Raw genomic sequence first — 16,249 nt, 5'->3', positions numbered from 1 at the left:
ACACGCGTGAACGTACTGACAGACAACTTCTCCACCTTCGCCCAGGGATTCCTCGGCACCGTCGAACTGACCGTCTACTCGTCCCTGCTGGCCCTTGCGCTCGGCTTCGTGATGGCCTCCTGCCGGGTGGCGCCCGTCCGGTCCCTCCGGGCTTTCGGTACCGCGTGGGTGACGGTCCTGCGCAACACCCCGCTCACCCTGCTGTTCTTCGCGGTGCTGCTCGGGCTGCCGCGCTTCGGCCTCGTGCTGCCCTTCAAGGTGTTCGCGGTGCTGGCGCTGGGCTGCTACACCTCGGCTTTCATCTGCGAGGCGCTGCGCTCCGGCATCAACACCGTGCCCACGGGTCAGGGCGAGGCGGCCCGCAGCCTCGGCATGACCTTCGGTCAGACCCTGTCCAACGTCGTGCTGCCGCAGGCCTTCCGTTCGGTCATCCCGCCGATCGGCTCGATCCTGATCGCGCTCGCCAAGAACTCGGCCATCGCCGGCGCGTTCAGTGTCACCGAACTGCTCGGCACCTACCGGACGCTGAGCGAGCTGGGCTACAACATCGTCTGGACGTTCTTCTGGATCGCCGTCGGCTATCTGATCATCACCCTTGCCATCAGTGCGGTCTTCAACCTCCTCGAACACCGCTGGGGGGTCGCCCGATGACCGTCAAGGCCGGCGAGGCCACGGCCCTCTACGACATCCCCGGGCCCCGCGCCCGGCAACGCCACCGCACCTACGGCGCCGTGGCGAGCGTCGCCATCGCCTGCCTGCTCGGCTGGATCGTGTATCTCCTCTTCGACACCGGCCAGTTCACCTACACGAAGTGGATGCCCTTCGAGTACAAGGGAATCCAGGAACTGCTGCTGCGGGGCCTCGGCAACACACTCAAGGCCTTCGCGATGGCCGCGGTGCTCTCGCTGGCCCTGGGCGGAGTGCTCGCCACCGGACGGCTCTCCGAACACGCCCCCGTGCGCTGGCTGTCGACGCTCGTCGTCGAGTTCTTCCGCGCCATGCCCCTGCTGGTGATGATCTTCTTCATCTTCGTGGCGCTCAAGGTGCAGCCGTTGCCCGCACTGGTCGCGGGACTCACCCTCTACAACGGCTCGGTGCTCGCCGAGGTCTTCCGTTCGGGGGTCAACTCCGTGGACCGCGGCCAGAGGGAGGCCGCGTACGCGCTCGGCATGCGCAAGACGCAGGTCATGTCGTACGTCCTCGTGCCGCAGGCCGTACGAGCCATGCTGCCGGCCATCATCAGCCAGTTGGTGGTGGCACTGAAGGACACCTCGCTGGGCTTTCTGATCACCTATGAGGAGTTCCTCCATGCCGGGAAGCTCATCGCGTCGAACCTCGACTACGATTTGCCGTTCATCCCCGTGGTGATGGTGATCTCACCGATCTACATCGGGATGTGCATGTTGCTCTCCTGGTTCGCCCAGCAGGCGTCCCGGTGGGAGCGGCGAAGTCCCAAGACCGAAGCCGTGGACATCACCGCGGCGGAACCGGGGACGCTGCTGCCGGGTGGGGGTCCCCCCACGGCCCCGACGCCGTAGGGGGAGGGGAGCAGCAGCTCACAGGGCCAGACCCGGCCGGCGGCAGCCGGAGATCACTGCTCGCGCAGCGGAACGGACACGTAGGACGGGTCGTTCGCCGGCGAGGAGAAGGTCAGCTGCGCGCCGGACGGGTTGTGCTCGATGTAGAGCGGGTCGACCGTGTCGACGACCAGGGCGAGCCGGTGCCCGGCCGGGACGTCGTAGGCCGTGGAGAACAGGTCCAGGTCGACACCGACCGGCTTGCCGGGCGTGAGCCCGTGCCAGGTGTACGGCGCGTTGCTGACCAGCTTCCCGAGGCCGAGGGGACCCACGTCGTAGAGGTAGGCGACGAGGGTGCCGCTCTCCTTGGTCGGAGTGAGCGTGGTGTGCAGGCGGGTCGTGCCGCGGATGTGCTGGGCCGTGGCGTACTTCTCCGACTGCCAGACGGCGGCCCACCAGCGGGGCAGCAGCGGGATCGACGCCATCGGAGGGGCCTGCGCCACCTGGTCGAGGATGCTGGACAGGAAGATGACCCCGCCGTCCGCGCCCGAGTCGACGTTGGCGTGGATCGTGGTGGTGCCCGCGAGAGCGATCTTCTTCCTCGTCTCGCCCACCGACTTCCAGTCCGGGTAGCCCTCGTAGCCGCCGGAGGAGCGCGGCTTGAGCTCCACGGGCTGCTCACGGTCGATGCCGTTGTCCTCGCCCTTGAGGTAGTGGTCGAACCAGCGCCCGGTGTCGGTCCACACGTCGTTGGGCAGCCCGAACAGTCCGGTGAGCTCGGCCGTCGCGTGGTCGCCCGGACGTAGCTCCAGTCTCTTCGGGCCCGTCAGCTTCTCGTAGAAGTCGGCGTATCCGTTGGCAGGGAAGATCGTGTCGCCCCAGGCGTTGGCGAGCATGATCGCAGCGCCGTTCCGGTTGAGCTGGTCGATGTAGGTCGCCGGGGAACGCTTCTTCCCCCAGGCGATGATCTCCTGTTCCCTGGACAGGTTGGAGGCGTAGAAGTCGTTGAACACCTGCCTCACTTCGGGGCTCTCGCGGCCGGTGACGGTTGCCGCTCCGTCGAGCAGGGCGGCTGCCTGGATGTGCTGGGTGCGGCCGGAGTAGATCGAGCCGATGAGATCCGACCAGCCGCTCAGGGCGGCGACGGCCTTGATGCGCTTGTCGTGCGCGGCGGCCAGCAGGCTGATGCCGGCGCCGTAGGAGACGCCCGCCATGCCGATGTGCTCTGCCTCGGCCGGGGTGTTGGCGAGAGCCCAGTCGATGACCTTGGTCGCGTCGGCTATGTCGGGCGGGCCCGCCACTTCTATCTGGCCGCCGGACTGCCAGAAGCCGCGCACGTTGTACGTCACCACGACATACCCGGAGTCCGCGAGCTTCTGCGCCTGGGCCAGATACTCGACCTGCGGCAGGCCCCAGCTCGTGGGGAGCACGAGGAGCGGGTAGTGATGCCTGCCGTCGGCGCCCGCGGGCGTGACGACGTTCGCCTTCAGGACCGTGCCGCCGTCGCCCGTGATGTCGACGAACCGGACGCTGTTGTTCGCCGCCTGAGCGGCGGGGGCGAGCCCGAGGGCGCTGCCGGCGATCAGCGTCGCCGAGACGGCACCCACGGCGGTCGTACGCAGGGCCTTGCGTGAAGTTCCCACGGGTCACTCCTCACTCGGGTCAGTGCAAAGTGACCCGACGGTAACCTCGGCCCTTTACCGGAGGTAACCCGTCGGTAAGTTACGTGCGAGTAACGATTGTTGTCGTGTGAATGAATTCAGGAGGCACGGTGTGAAGCGCGTGTGGAGGAGGGTGTCGGGGTTGGCAGTGGCGCCTGTGCCGCCCGCGTCACATCCCCGACCAGCTCGACCACATCGGGGCCGTACGCCTGCGAGTTGACGACCTTCAGCAGCAGGACGAAGGAATTGTTGCCGTACTTGCGGTGCAGCCGTTCGTGGTTGCGGGCGAGATAACGGGTCGCGGCCTGGTTGGTGATCGCCCGCTGGCCGCTGAAGAGGAACACCGGCCTCGACAGGCCCGCGGTGATCCGGGCCAGCAGGACGTACTCGGTGATGCCGCGTTCCATGCGGTAGCGCTCGCTGCCGATCTGGAACGCGCCCTGGTCCGGACCCCGTTCCGGGTCGAGGTTGACCCGCACGCCCGGCAGCATGGCCGACATATGGGCGAGCATCCGTCGGTTCGATCCCGGTCCGCCCACACAGAACTCGGTCCGCTCGCCGAAGCCCTGCTGTGCCGCGTCCTGGGTGACCATCTGGGCGTTTGCCCCGCAGTCCTTGATGAGGGCGGACAGTTCCAGGAGGGCGAACACGTCGTAGCGGTGCACCGCCAGATCCGGGCTTCCGGCGTCGCGGTTCACCACGAGCAGCGTCTCGGAGTTGTCGGGCAGCCCGAAGAACGCCTGCTTGCGGCGGAGTTTCCGCTTCCAGAGGTACGTACGGGCGAGCCAGCCGAGCGCGGCGCTGATGCCGGCCGCGATCACCCCGAGGACGATGTTGCGTACGTCGTCGTTCATGGGCGCGCATGGTAGCGGGCCGGAGTGTACCGGTGTTCGATGGGACTGACGGGACCATGGCAATACGGTTACGCTGCGCGGACGGTCGTTGACTGGAGGTACGTATGCGTCGCCCTGTCACGCGTCATCTGGCTGTCCTGGCGGTCTCGGCCGCCATGGTGTCGGTGGGGGCGGCAGCGCCGCCAGGGGCCGCCACGACGCCGGAGAAAGTGCCCGTGGCCGTCGGCTACGGCGGTGCCGTGGCGAGCGTCGATGCGGACGCCTCCGCCGCCGGCATAGAGGTCCTCAGGAAGGGCGGCAACGCCGTGGACGCGGCCGTCGCCACTGCCGCCGCGCTCGGCGTCACCGAGCCCTACTCCTCCGGCATCGGCGGAGGCGGCTACTTCGTCTACTACGACGCCAAGTCCCGTACGGTGCACACGATCGACGGCCGCGAAACGGCCCCGCTGACCGCGGACCCCAACCTCTTCGTGGAGAACGGCAAGGCGCTCGCCTTCGCCGACGCCGTCAGCAGCGGGCTGAGCGTCGGCACCCCGGGCACGCCCGCCACCTGGGAAGAGGCGCTGGACGAGTGGGGCACCAAGCGGCTCGGCACGGTCCTGAGGCCGGCCGAACGGATCGCGCGCGACGGCTTCACCGTCGACGACACCTTCCGCTCGCAGACCGCGTCCAACGAGACCCGTTTCCGCTACTTCCCGGACACGGCCAGGCTGTTCCTGCCGAACGGGCAGCTCCCCGTCGTCGGCTCCACCTTCAAGAACCCCGAACTCGCCCGCACCTACGAGGAGCTGGGCCGCAAGGGTGTCGACGCGATCTACCACGGCGACCTCGGCAAGGACATCGTCGCCACCGTCGACAAGCCGCCGGTGGACCCCGCTTCGGGCTGGAACGCCCGCCCGGGCAGGCTGTCCGCACAGGACCTCGCGGCTTACGGGGCCAAGATCCAGGCGCCGACGAAGACCTCGTACCGCGGCCTGAACGTCTACTCCATCGCACCCTCCTCCTCCGGCGGCACCACGGTCGGCGAGGCCCTGAACATCCTGGAGAAGACGGACCTTTCGAAGGCGAGCGAGGTGCAGTACCTGCACCACTTCATCGAGGCAAGCCGGATCGCGTTCGCGGACCGCGGGCGCTGGGTCGGCGACCCCGCGTTCGAGGACGTGCCGACGAAGGAGCTGTTGTCGCAGCGGTACGCCGACTCCCGCGGGTGCCTGATCAAGGACAACGCGGTGCTCACCAGCCCGCTCGCGCCCGGTGACCCGCGCCACCCGGCGGCCTGCGCGACCGGCGGCACGGCGGCCCCGACGACGTACGAGGGCGAGAACACCACCCACCTCACGGTCGCCGACAAATGGGGCAACGTCGTCTCCTACACCCTCACCATCGAGCAGACCGGCGGCAGCGGCATCACCGTCCCGGGCCGCGGCTTCCTCCTCAACAACGAGCTGACGGACTTCTCCTTCACGCCCGCCAACCCGGCCGTCCACGACCCCAACCTGCCCGGTCCGGGCAAGCGTCCGCGCTCCTCGATCTCGCCGACCATCGTTCTCGACAAGCAGGGCAGGCCGGTCGTCGCGCTCGGTTCGCCCGGTGGCGCGACGATCATCACGACCGTGCTGCAGACCCTGACCCAGTTCCTCGACCGGCATCTGCCGCTCGTCGACGCGATCGCCGCGCCGCGTGCCAGCCAGCGCAACGCGGCACAGACGGAACTCGAACCGGGCCTCTACAACAGTGATCTGCGCACGCAGCTGGAGGCGATCGGGCACTCCTTCAAGCTGAACCCGGAGATCGGGGCGGCCACCGGTGTGCAGCGGCTGCCGGGCGGCAAGTGGCTGGCCGCCGCCGAGAAGGTGCGGCGCGGCGGCGGGTCCGCGATGGTGGTGGACCCGGCGCAGTGACGGCCGCGCGGCTCACTCGGGGCGGGGCGCCTCGTCCCCTTCGGGGCGGGCCGTCTCGCCGCCCTGCACGGCAGGGGGTGCGGCGTCCCCGCCCGGCCGCGTGGGAGCGGCGGTGTCCGGGCCCGGCTCCGTGGGAGCCGCGGGCCGGGCACCCTGTTCCGTCGGAGCGGCTGCGACCGAGGCGGTCGCCTTCGGGGCGGGCGGCTGCGCGCGGAAGACGAGCTGCCCGTCCTCGACGTCCACCACGACCCGGCCGCCGCGTTCGACCCGGCCGTCCAGGAGCTGCCGGGAGAGCTGGTTGTCGACCTCACGCTGGATGGTGCGGCGCAGCGGACGGGCGCCGTACTCCGGCTGGAATCCGCGCTGCGCCAGCCAGTCGACGGCGCTCTCGGTGAACGTCACGTCGATGTCCTGGGCCTGCAGCCGCCGCCGCGTCTTGTCCAGCATCAGGTCGGTGATCCGCCGCAGTTGCTCGGACGTCAGCTGCCGGAAGACGACGATCTCGTCGATGCGGTTGAGGAACTCCGGCCGGAAGTGCTGGCGCAGCGGACGCAGGATCTGCTCACGCCGTGCTTCCTCGTCGGCCTCTGCGCCACCCGGCCCGAACCCGATGCCGGCTCCGCGCCGGGTGATCGCCTCGGAGCCGAGGTTGCTCGTCATCACGATGACCGTGTTGGTGAAGTCCACCGTGCGGCCCTGGGAGTCGGTGAGCCGGCCGTCGTCGAGGACCTGCAGCAGGATGTTGAAGACGTCCGGGTGCGCCTTCTCCACCTCGTCGAGCAGCAGCAGCGAGTACGGATGCCGCCGTACGACCTCGGTGAGCTGGCCGGCCTCCTCGTGGCCCACATACCCGGGCGGGGCGCCCACGAGCCGGCTGACGGTGTGCCGCTCCTGGTACTCGCTCATGTCGAGGCGGACCATGCGCTCCTCGCTGCTGAACAGCGTCTCGGCGAGCGCCCGCGCCAGCTCCGTCTTGCCGACACCGGTCGGGCCCAGGAAGAGGAAGCTGCCGATCGGTCGCTCGGGGCTGGAGAGCCCCGCGCGTGAGCGCATCACCGCGTCGGCGACCACGCTGACCGCCTCTTCCTGTCCGACGACCCGCTCGTGGAGATGTTCCTCCAGGGCGAGCAGCCGCTCCTTCTCCTCCTCGGTGAGCCGGCTGACCGGGATGCCGGTCTGCCGGGAGACGACCTCGGCGACGGCCTCGGCGGTGACCTCCAGGTGCTGCCCCTCGTCGGCCTCGGTGCCGCCGGTGGCCTCCTCGATCCGCTCCTTCAGCTCGGTGATGCGGTCGCGCAGCTGGGTGGCCTGCTCGTACTGCTCGTCGGCCACCGCCTGGTCCTTGTCCCGCGTCAGCTGCTCGACCTCGCGCTCCAGGGCCCGTACGTCCGTGCCCTTGGTCCGGGCACGCAGCCGCACCCGGGCGCCGGCCTGGTCGATCAGGTCGATCGCTTTGTCCGGCAGATGACGGTCGGTGAGATAGCGGTCGGACAGCTCCACCGCGGCCACCAGCGCCTCGTCCGTGTAGCGGACCTGGTGATGGGCCTCGTAGCGGTCGCGCAGTCCACGCAGGATCTCGGTCGCGTCCCCGACGGACGGCTCCGGCACCAGGATCGGCTGGAACCGGCGGGCCAGCGCCGCGTCCTTCTCGATCCTGCGGTACTCCTCCAGCGTGGTGGCACCCACGATGTGCAGTTCGCCGCGGGCCAGCGCGGGCTTGAGGATGTTGCCCGCGTCCATGGACCCGCTCTCCGCGCCGCCGCCACCCGCGCCGACGACGGTGTGCAGCTCGTCGATGAAGATGATCAGCTCGTCGGAGTGGGAGCGGATCTCGCCCACGATGTTGGTGAGCCGCTCCTCGAAGTCACCGCGGAAGCGCGTTCCGGCGACCACCGCGGGCAGGTCCAGAGCCACGACCCGTCGGCCGAGCAGCACGTCGGGCACGTCGCCGTCGGCGATGCGCTGGGCGAGCCCCTCGACGATGGCGGTCTTGCCCACGCCCGCGTCACCGATGAGGACCGGGTTGTTCTTGCCGCGGCGGGAGAGCACCTCGATGGTCTGCTCGATCTCCTCGTCCCGGCCGATCACCGGGTCGATACGGCCCTGCTGTGCGAGATCGGTCAGATCGCGGCCGTACTTGTCCAGGGTCGGGGTGGTGACGGGGCGCGGCCGTTCCGGGCGCTGCTGAGCGAGTTCCCCCGCCTCCGGCGGCATGGCAGAGGGCGCGAAGTGGGCCGAGTGGAGGATGTGCCCGGCGGCCGAGTCGGGATTCGCGGCCAGGGCGGTGAGCACGTGCTCGGGCCCGATGTAGCCGGCGCCGCTCGCCCGGGCGAGTTCGTGCGCGTCCAGCAGGGCCCGCTTGACGGCGGGCGTCAGCGAGAGCGAGGTGGGAGCCGGTGCCTGGTTGGCGCTGGGCTGGACCGGTCCGGAGCGCTGGTCGATCTCCGTCGCCATCGAGTCGGGATCCGCGCCGGCGCGGCTGAGCAGACTCCGGGTCGGTTCGGTGGCGAGCGCGGCGCGCAGCAGGTGCTGGGTGTCGAGGTCGCGGCTGCCGTGTTCCACGGCGTACCGCGCGGCCCCGGCGACCAGCTGCCGGGCCGGCTCACTCAGCAGCCGTCCGAGGTCGATCTGCCGGGGACCGGGACGCTGTCCGCCGCCAAAGATCCGTCGGAAGAACTCTTCGAAGGGGTCCGAGCCGTAGCCCTGCGGACCGCCGTTGAACCCGCTGGTCATGGCCATCCGTTCCGCTGATCGACGTGCGTGTGCGACGCGGGTGCCCGGAACGGGCCCGGGTACACCTGGGGCCGCGCGGTGCTCGTAGACCACGATGGCACGAACCCCTGCGGGGGGCACCTTCAAAGATGTGCCCCACGGGGTGGGGGCTGGATGCCGCCGGGCGGCTGCGGGTCGGTTTGTGGCTGGTCGCGCAGTTCCTCGCGCCCCTGTCGGGGCGCAGCCCCCCGCGCGGTCAGGACACGCGGGCCCGCGTCCGTGATCGCCACCGTGTGTTCCGTGTGGGCCGCGCGGGAGCCGTCGCATGTGCGGAGGGTCCAGCCGTCCGGGGCCGTGTAGTAGCTGTCCGTACCGCCGCCGATGAGCATGGGCTCGATGGCCAGGACCATGCCGTGGCGCAGCCGCAGGCCGCGGCCCGGGCGGCCCTCGTTGGGGACGGGCGGGTCCTCGTGCATACGGCGGCCCACGCCGTGCCCGCCGAAGCCGTCCATGATGCCGTATCCGGCGGTCCGGCACACCGAGCCGATCGCGTGCGCGATGTCCCCGAGGCGGTTGCCGACGACCGCCGCCTCGATGCCCGCCGCGAGCGCCCGCTCCGCGGTTCCGACCAGCCGCAGGTCCTCGGCGTGCGGTTCGCCCACGACGAAGCTGATCGCCGAGTCGCCGACCCAGCCGTCCAGTTGGGCGCCGCAGTCGATGGAGACCAGGTCGCCGTCGCGCAGCCGGTAGCCGTCCGGGATGCCGTGCACGATCGCGTCGTTGACGGAGGCGCAGATGACCGCCGGGAACGGGGTCGGCGCGAAGGAGGGGCGGTAGCCGAGGAACGGCGAGCGCGCACCCGCGTCGCGCAGGACCTGGTGCGCCACCTCGTCCAGTTCGAGCAGGGAGACGCCCACGTCCGCGGCGTCTCGGACGGCTGTGAGGGCACGGCCGACGACCTGGCCGGCCGCGTACATCGCGTCGATCGACGTGTCTGTCTTGAGTTCCACCATGCCAATTACTATACCGGTCTGCGCCAATTACTATACCGGCCCGGGTGGGGGGAGGCGGTATTAGAATGGGTCCATGGTGCGTAACCCCCTCACCCCCGAAGAGCGCGAACGCGGCGAGCGTCTCGGGCGGTTGCTGCGTGAGGCCCGTGGTGACCGCAGCATGGCGGAGGTGGCCGCGGATGCGGGGATCTCCGCCGAGACGCTCCGCAAGATCGAGACCGGGCGTGCGCCGACGCCGGCGTTCTTCACGGTCGCGGCGCTGGCGCGGGTGCTCGGGCTGTCCATGGACGAACTCGTCGGGCGGTGCGTGCCGGTCGCGTTGTGAGCCGTGGACGTCCCTGTCCGCGCGGGCGGTTGATGTCCCCGCGCGCAGCGGATCGACGGAGGGGGCGCGCATGGGCCCGGGACGCTCCCGTTGAGCGCTCTGCGTCCGGTCTGAAAACTCGCTGTAGCCTCTCCGTAACACGGTTGGTGTTTTCTACCGGAGCGGAGTACTCCACTCGGGCGGGAGCTGGGCATGGCTGTGGAACAACTCCCGGGTCGGGTAAGGGAGTTCGCAAGCTACCTGAACGGGCTGCTCACGCGGCTCGACCAGGGCGACGGCTGGTGCGGGGTGTTCTGGCAGCGCGACCCCGACGGTATGCGGGCCTGCCTCGACGGCCGGGAGGTGCCGCCCTGGGACGTCGTGGAGGCGCTGTTGCGGGACCTGGCCTCGGCATACGGCCCCTCGGTCGCCGCACGGGAGACCGAGCGGGCGCGGACGCTGCACGGTGCCGCGCTCATCGCGCACGACGCCCGGCCCGGCGGGCGGGACGCCCTCGGCGACCGGCTCGACGTGATGCTCCGCGAACAGCGCTACGCGGCCGAGCGGCGGGCGGACCTCGGCCGGCGGCTGGAGTCGGCCGCCACCCAGGAGCAGGCCGAGTCGCTCCGCCACGACCTGGCCTGGGCCCAGGACGACCACGAACGCGCCACAGCCCGCTGCGCCGAACTCCGCCGCCGTATGGAAGCCGTCGATCATCGCGCTCTGCACACTCCCGCGCAGGGCGCGTCGGCATTCCGGGCGGCCGGGGCCGGGGAAGTGTTCCGGGTGGCGGGGGAGGGGCACGCGGACGACCACCGGGGCGACGGACCTGCCGACCGGGGAGCAGCGGGACCGGCTCGCGGTGGGGCCGAGCAGCCGGAGGGCCGGGAAGCCGTGGGAACGGACGACGATGGTGCGGGGTGGCCGGGGGCCCGGCGTGCGGATGTGGTCCGGGCGCGGCGGGCCGGGTGGGCAGCCGACCGGCGTGTGACCGGCGCGCGGGACGGTGGTTCCGCGGGGCCGGGAGGCCGGCAGGCCGATGCCACGGCCCACGGCGCTCCCGTGCGGACGCAGGGCCCGCAGGCCCCGCAGGGCGACGGTGGCAGTGGCCGCGGTGCCGCGGGACGGGAGGACCCTCTGACGGGTGGAGCGGCCGGTCGCGGTTCCGTGTGGCCGCAGGGCCCGCGGGCCGACGGCATGAACGGCGGCGGTGACACACGGCCGGAGGGCTCGTCGGCCCGTGGTCCGGTCGGTCGCGACTCCGTGCGGCCGCAAGCCCTGCAAGGCGGTGACGCCGACGGTGGCGGTCACGCATGGCCGGATGTCCCGCAGACCGGTGACGCAAGTGACCCGGTTTCCGTGTGGTCGCAGGGGCCGCACGGCGGCGACGGCCCCCATACCGACGCGCAGGCACTCAGCAGTGACGCGCAGGCGCCCGACGGCCACGCGCAGCCGCCCAGCAGCCACGCGCAGGCACCCGGCGTTCGGGCAGCCTCGCCGTACCCGGCGCCCCAGCCGTCGGCCGAACCCGCCGCGCCGCAGGACCCCGCCGGTGAAGAGCCCGCCCAGGCCCCCGAACCCCCCGCCAAGCAGCGCTCCAAGCGCCGCCCCCGGGGCAGTGCCCGTTTCGCCGGGGTGATGGACGTCCAGGAGACGCCCGCGGGTGCCTTGCCGGGTACCGCGCCGACGCCCGCTCCCAGAGGGCGCAGCCCTCGCGGTGCCCGGTTCGCCGGGGCCGCCGCCAGAGTGGCCGAGGCGGCGGCCAAACCGCGTCGGGAGGCCCTCGACGAGGCGGACCGGCGGATCATCGCCGAGACCGTCGCGACACTCACCCGGCTGCGCGCCGAGGGCCGCAGCGGCGAGGCGCACGCCCTGCTCGTCGAGGCCGTCCACTGGCCCGCCGCCCGCTACCCGCTGCTCGCCGCCGAACTGCACCGCGCGGGCCTCGGCGCCGACTGGGCCACCCTCCTGTGGGAGGCCGCCTCGCTGCCCGCCGAGCTCCTGGTCGCGGCCTCGGACGCCCTCGTCGCCGCGGGCCGCACCGCCGACGGCGAGCAGATGCTGCGCCAGGGCGTCGTACGGCCGGCGAACCAGATCGGCGAGGCCGTGCTGGTCCTCGCTGCCGACGGCCGCCGGCGCGAGGTCCGCGCCCTCCTCGACGCGTACGTACGCATGCGTACGCCCGAAGAAGCGGCCCGCAGTGTCGCCGCGGATCCCCGAACGCTCGTACCGTTGCTCCTGGAGGCGGCCCGCGGTGTCTCCAACGAGCGGCACTGGGACCTCGTCCACGCCTTCCGGGTCGCCGGATTCACCACCTGAGCGGCCCGCCGACAGTCCGTCCACTCACCCACAGGAGTGCGAAACATGATCGACTCCGCGGGTTGACGACGATGGTCTTGGCAAGGCCGTCCCGGAGGCTTACTTTCAAGCCTCTACAACCTGTGTCTACGGGCGTAGAGGCTCTCTGACGTCCCTACCAGGACAACAGGCAAAGGAGCGGCACCATGGCCCACGTCGTACGCGCCGCACTGGTCCAGGCGACCTGGACCGGTGACACCGAGTCCATGATCGCCAAACACATGGAGCACGCCCGCGAGGCGGCCCGGCAGGGCGCGAAGGTCATCGGCTTCCAGGAAGTCTTCAACGCCCCCTACTTCTGTCAGGTCCAGGAGCCCGAGCACTACCGCTGGGCCGAACCCGTGCCCGACGGCCCCACGGTCACCCGGATGCGGGAGCTGGCCCGCGAGACCGGCATGGTCATCGTCGTCCCCGTCTTCGAGGTCGAACAGTCCGGCTTCTACTTCAACACCGCCGCCGTGATCGACGCCGACGGCACCTACCTCGGCAAGTACCGCAAGCACCACATCCCCCAGGTCAAGGGATTCTGGGAGAAGTACTACTTCAAGCCGGGGAACCTGGGGTGGCCGGTCTTCGACACCGCGGTCGGCAAGGTCGGCGTCTACATCTGCTACGACCGCCACTTCCCGGAGGGCTGGCGGCAGCTCGGCCTGAACGGTGCGCAGCTGGTCTACAACCCGTCCGCCACCTCGCGCGGCCTGTCCGCCTATCTGTGGCAGCTGGAACAGCCCGCGGCCGCCGTCGCCAACGAGTACTTCGTCGCCGCGATCAACCGCGTGGGCCGGGAGGAGTACGGCGACAACGACTTCTACGGGACGAGCTATTTCGTCGACCCGCGTGGGCAGTTCGTGGGGGAGGTCGCGAGCGACAAGGAGGAGGAACTCGTCGTCCGCGACCTCGACTTCGACCTCATCGAAGAAGTGCGGCAGCAGTGGGCGTTCTACCGCGACCGCCGCCCCGACGCGTACGAAGGACTGGTGAAGCCGTGACCGACCTGTACGACCGCCACAAGGCCGTCCTGCCCGAGTGGCTCGCCCTGTACTACAAGGACCCCCTGGAGATCAGCCACGGCGAGGGCCGCCACGTCTGGGACGCCGACGGGAAGAAGTACCTGGACTTCTTCGGCGGGATCCTGACCACGATGACCGCGCACGCCCTGCCCGAGGTCACCAAGGCGGTGACCGAGCAGGCCGGGCGGATCATCCACTCCTCGACCCTCTACCTCAACCGGCCGATGGTCGAACTCGCCGAGCGCATCGCCCAGTTGAGCGGCATCCCGGACGCCCGCGTCTTCTTCACCACCTCCGGCACCGAGGCCAACGACACCGCGCTGCTGCTGGCGACGACGTACCGGCAGAGCAATCAGATCCTCGCGATGCGGAACAGCTACCACGGCCGTTCGTTCAGCGCGATCGGCATCACCGGCAACCGCGGCTGGTCGCCGACCTCCCTGTCACCGCTGGGGACTCTGTACGTCCACGGCGGCGTCCGCACCCGCGGCCCCTTCGCCCGCCTCGGTGACGCCGACTTCATCGCGGCCTGCGTCGAGGACCTGAAGGACCTGCTCGGCCACATCCGCCCGCCCGCCGCCCTGATCGCGGAGCCGATCCAGGGCGTCGGCGGCTTCACCTCGCCGCCCGACGGGCTGTACGCGGCCTTCCGTGAGGTCCTCCAGGAGCACGGCATCCTGTGGATCGCGGACGAGGTGCAGACCGGCTGGGGCCGCACCGGTGACCATTTCTGGGGCTGGCAGGCCCACGGCCAGAGCGGCCCCCCGGACATCCTCACCTTCGCCAAGGGCATCGGCAACGGCATGTCCATCGGCGGGGTCGTCGCCCGCGCCGAGATCATGAACTGCCTGGACGCCAACTCCATCTCGACGTTCGGCGGCACCCAGATCACCATGGCCGCCGGGCTCGCCAACCTCACGTACCTGCTGGAACACGACCTCCAGGGCAACGCCCGGCGCGTCGGCGGCCTGCTCATCGAGCGGCTGCGGGCCATCGCCGCCCAGCTTCCGGTGGTACGGGAGGTGCGCGGGCGCGGCCTGATGATCGGCATCGAACTGGTGCGGCCCGGCACGGACCAGGCCGACCCCGAGGCGGCGTCCGCCGTGCTCGAGGCCGCCCGGGAGGGAGGCCTGCTGATCGGCAAGGGCGGCGGGCACAACACCAGCGTCCTGCGCATCGCTCCTCCGCTCACCCTCACCGTCGCGGAGGCAGAGGAGGGCGCCGCGATCCTGGAGCGCGCCCTGAGGAGCGTCCAGTGATGTACCACCCCCTCGACAGCGCCGTCACGAGGTGTCTTCAGTAAGACCGGAGCAAGGGAAGACAGCCATGACCACCGCCTTGGAACCCGCCCTGTCGGTACGCCAGGTCCTCACCCTGGACCGGGTGCTCGCCGGAGAGCCCGAGGTGGTGGCCGGCGCCGGGCACCTCGACCGGCCCGTGCGCTGGGTGCACGTCGCCGAGGCCGCCGACGTCGGCGTGATGCTCACCGGCGGCGAGATGGTCCTCACCACCGGGGTTCTGCTCGCCGGCGACGAGGAGAAGCAGGCCGAGTACATCCGGTCCCTGCACCGCGCGGAGGCCGCGGCCGTCGTCCTCGGACTCGGCCGCGCCTTCCCGACGCCCCCGGACGTGATGCGCCGGGCAGCCGAGCGCTGCGGGCTGCCCATGGTGGTCCTGCACCGGCCCTTCCCCTTCGCGGAACTGACCGAGGAGGTCCAGTCCCGGCTCGTGCGGCGCAAGTTCGCCGCGGTGAGCCTGTCGGAGTCCGTACGGACGGCCCTGACGGGGCTCATCACCGCATGCGCCCCGCTGCAACGGCTGCTCGACGAGGTCGCCGTGCACGCCGGCTGTCCCGTGATCCTCACCAATCTCGCCCATCGCGTCCTTGCCACGGCGGGGGAGCGGTCCGCGGTCGACGACGTGCTGCGCGACTGGGAGCGCATCGCCCGGCAGGCGGGCGGCAACGAGGGCGACGGCTGGGTCCGCGCCGAACTGGGCGGGCACGGCGAGCGGTGGGGCCGGATCGTGCTGTGCGGCTACCGGGGCGACAGTCCCATCGGGCGCCTCCTGGCCGAGCGCGCGGCCGAGGCCCTCGTCCTGCACCGTATGCTCGGCGGCGCGGCGCACTCCTGGGAGGAGCAGTCCGCGCAGAGCCTGCTGACCGACCTCGTCTCCGGTGTCGTACCGGCCCGTCAGCTGCTGCCGCGGGCGCGGGCGGCCGGGCTGCCCGTCAACCGTCGTACCTTCGTCCCCCTCGTCGTCAGCGACGGCGACCCGGCCCACCTCGACCGGGTGCTGCGGATGCTGGGGCTGCCGGGACTCGTGGCCGAACTTGCCGACGGGGCCACCGCCGTGCTCCTCAGCCTCGCCCGTGACCAGGACGCCGAGGCGCTGACCGGGCACTTCGCCGCCCGGCTGCGCACGGAGTCCGGGGCGGGCGGCACGATCGTCGCCGCGGCCGACCCCCGTACCGCCTGGGAGGATGTGCCCGCCGGCCTGCGCGAGGCCCAGCATGTGGCCGACGCCGTCGCCGACCACTCCGCCGCGCTGGACCTCCCGGCCGTCGTCCGCCTCAAGGACGTCCATCTGCGCGGTCTGATCAGGCTGCTGCGCGACGACCCGCACGTGCAGTCCTTCGCCGAGCGGGAGCTGGACGGGCTGTTGTGCGGCCGCGACGCCGAGCGCGACCTGCTGCCCGTGCTGCGGACCTATCTCGCCACCGGCCGCAACAAGTCCCGCACCGCGCAACTCCACCACGTCAGCCGGCCCGCTCTCTACCGCCGCCTCGAGGCCATTCAGGCCCGGCTCGGAGTCGACCTCGACGACTTCGAACAGGCCGCCTCCGTGCACATCGCGCTGCTCGCGCACGACGCCCAACAAGGGTGAAACGCCATGGAAAAGAGCGGGAAACAGCTCTGC

11 protein-coding genes and 1 pseudogene are annotated in these 16,249 nt (G+C 71.1%); 8 read left to right on the top strand and 4 right to left on the bottom strand.

The window, feature by feature from the left end; translation table 11 throughout:
• Positions 1-6: 6 nt before the first annotated feature.
• Both ABT186_RS08870 and ABT186_RS08865 read left to right on the top strand, forming a co-directional pair.
• Positions 7-651 carry an amino acid ABC transporter permease gene (locus ABT186_RS08870; RefSeq protein WP_351224155.1) on the top strand — a complete coding sequence of 215 codons (645 nt, stop codon included), beginning with the start codon at positions 7-9 and terminating at the stop codon, positions 649-651.
• Positions 648-1,538, top strand: coding sequence for an amino acid ABC transporter permease (locus ABT186_RS08865; RefSeq protein ID WP_351224153.1), 891 nt, complete (start codon positions 648-650; stop codon positions 1,536-1,538). The genes ABT186_RS08870 and ABT186_RS08865 overlap by 4 nt, the downstream gene beginning before the upstream one ends.
• A gap of 53 nt (positions 1,539-1,591) precedes the next feature.
• Here ABT186_RS08865 and ABT186_RS08860 read toward each other — a convergent pair whose 3' ends face one another.
• Together ABT186_RS08860 and ABT186_RS08855 are read right to left on the bottom strand one after the other, a co-directional pair.
• Positions 1,592-3,160 carry an alpha/beta fold hydrolase gene (locus ABT186_RS08860; protein ID WP_351924251.1) on the bottom strand — a complete coding sequence of 523 codons (1,569 nt, stop codon included), beginning with the start codon at positions 3,158-3,160 and terminating at the stop codon, positions 1,592-1,594.
• A gap of 116 nt (positions 3,161-3,276) precedes the next feature.
• On the bottom strand, positions 3,277-4,032 hold the full coding sequence (locus ABT186_RS08855) for a hypothetical protein (RefSeq protein ID WP_351224149.1): 756 nt from the start codon (positions 4,030-4,032) through the stop codon (positions 3,277-3,279).
• 104 nt (positions 4,033-4,136) lie between these two features.
• Here ABT186_RS08855 and ggt point away from each other — a divergent pair, with 104 nt between their 5' ends.
• Positions 4,137-5,933 (top strand): gamma-glutamyltransferase, encoded by a 1,797-nt coding sequence (gene ggt, locus ABT186_RS08850; RefSeq protein ID WP_351924249.1) that lies wholly within the window; start codon positions 4,137-4,139, stop codon positions 5,931-5,933.
• A gap of 12 nt (positions 5,934-5,945) precedes the next feature.
• Here ggt and ABT186_RS08845 read toward each other — a convergent pair whose 3' ends face one another.
• A complete protein-coding gene (locus ABT186_RS08845) occupies positions 5,946-8,666 on the bottom strand; it encodes an ATP-dependent Clp protease ATP-binding subunit (protein ID WP_351924247.1) in 2,721 nt (906 codons plus the stop codon).
• A gap of 227 nt (positions 8,667-8,893) precedes the next feature.
• Positions 8,894-9,658 (bottom strand): annotated as a pseudogene (gene map / locus ABT186_RS08840) (type I methionyl aminopeptidase); the annotation flags it as partial.
• Between the two features lie 73 nt (positions 9,659-9,731).
• Between map and ABT186_RS08835 the strand changes: the two are divergent.
• From ABT186_RS08835 to ABT186_RS08815, 5 genes are all read left to right on the top strand, one after another.
• Positions 9,732-9,983 carry a helix-turn-helix domain-containing protein gene (locus tag ABT186_RS08835; protein ID WP_351224142.1) on the top strand — a complete coding sequence of 84 codons (252 nt, stop codon included), beginning with the start codon at positions 9,732-9,734 and terminating at the stop codon, positions 9,981-9,983.
• A 192-nt stretch (positions 9,984-10,175) separates the two neighbouring features.
• On the top strand, positions 10,176-12,281 hold the full coding sequence (locus tag ABT186_RS08830) for a hypothetical protein (protein ID WP_351924245.1): 2,106 nt from the start codon (positions 10,176-10,178) through the stop codon (positions 12,279-12,281).
• A 185-nt stretch (positions 12,282-12,466) separates the two neighbouring features.
• On the top strand, positions 12,467-13,309 hold the full coding sequence (locus ABT186_RS08825) for a nitrilase-related carbon-nitrogen hydrolase (protein ID WP_351924243.1): 843 nt from the start codon (positions 12,467-12,469) through the stop codon (positions 13,307-13,309).
• On the top strand, positions 13,306-14,589 hold the full coding sequence (locus tag ABT186_RS08820; protein WP_351924241.1) for an aspartate aminotransferase family protein: 1,284 nt from the start codon (positions 13,306-13,308) through the stop codon (positions 14,587-14,589). The genes ABT186_RS08825 and ABT186_RS08820 overlap by 4 nt, the downstream gene beginning before the upstream one ends.
• Positions 14,590-14,656: 67 nt before the next feature.
• The gene (locus tag ABT186_RS08815) at positions 14,657-16,216 is read left to right on the top strand and encodes a PucR family transcriptional regulator (RefSeq protein WP_351924239.1); all 1,560 of its coding nucleotides are present in this window, start codon (positions 14,657-14,659) and stop codon (positions 16,214-16,216) included.
• Positions 16,217-16,249: the final 33 nt, after the last annotated feature.

It is taken from the genome of Streptomyces sp. NPDC001634 (genome assembly GCF_040298185.1).
GTDB lineage: Bacteria > Actinomycetota > Actinomycetes > Streptomycetales > Streptomycetaceae > Streptomyces.
Note: the sequence above shows the minus strand (reverse complement) of the source record. Positions and strands in the feature narration are given on the sequence as shown.

Bases quoted from the DNA above. Each gene is read 5' to 3' on its own strand.
- ABT186_RS08865 (WP_351224153.1), top strand. From the start codon at position 648: ATGACCGTCAAGGCCGGCGAGGCCACGGCCCTCTACGACATCCCCGGG.
- ABT186_RS08855 (WP_351224149.1), bottom strand. From the start codon at position 4,032: ATGAACGACGACGTACGCAACATCGTCCTCGGGGTGATCGCGGCCGGC.
- ggt (WP_351924249.1), top strand. From the start codon at position 4,137: ATGCGTCGCCCTGTCACGCGTCATCTGGCTGTCCTGGCGGTCTCGGCC.
- ABT186_RS08845 (WP_351924247.1), bottom strand. From the start codon at position 8,666: ATGACCAGCGGGTTCAACGGCGGTCCGCAGGGCTACGGCTCGGACCCC.
- ABT186_RS08835 (WP_351224142.1), top strand. From the start codon at position 9,732: ATGGTGCGTAACCCCCTCACCCCCGAAGAGCGCGAACGCGGCGAGCGT.
- ABT186_RS08830 (WP_351924245.1), top strand. From the start codon at position 10,176: ATGGCTGTGGAACAACTCCCGGGTCGGGTAAGGGAGTTCGCAAGCTAC.
- ABT186_RS08825 (WP_351924243.1), top strand. From the start codon at position 12,467: ATGGCCCACGTCGTACGCGCCGCACTGGTCCAGGCGACCTGGACCGGT.
- ABT186_RS08815 (WP_351924239.1), top strand. From the start codon at position 14,657: ATGACCACCGCCTTGGAACCCGCCCTGTCGGTACGCCAGGTCCTCACC.